The organism is Candidatus Bandiella numerosa (assembly GCF_021811875.1).
Taxonomy (GTDB): Bacteria; Pseudomonadota; Alphaproteobacteria; order Rickettsiales; family Midichloriaceae; genus Aquirickettsia; species Aquirickettsia numerosa_A.
The window spans coordinates 1-224 of sequence record NZ_JAJBJD010000309.1 but is presented as its reverse complement, the minus strand read 5'-3'; the positions used below and the strand labels follow the sequence as shown (position 1 = coordinate 224).

The window sequence follows — 224 nt, the reverse complement described above, 5'->3', positions numbered from 1 at the left end:
ATATAATCAAAGAACTCCAATCTTCAATTATTGCGGGCATTTACATTCCCTCTTCTGTAAGAGGAGTGCAAATACCAAAGGCAAATGGTAAAACCCTTTTACTTGGTATACCAACAGTGATTGATAGAATGGTGCAACAAGCGATAATCCAAATCTTATCTCCTATATTTGACCCACATTTCTCTGATAACAGCTATGGATTTAGACCTAAGCGCTCTGCTTCT

General features: G+C 37.5%; 1 pseudogene. It reads left to right on the top strand.

Features of this window, described 5'->3' with window-relative positions:
- A pseudogene (locus tag L8D11_RS06245) lies at positions 1-224 on the top strand (reverse transcriptase domain-containing protein); the annotation flags it as partial.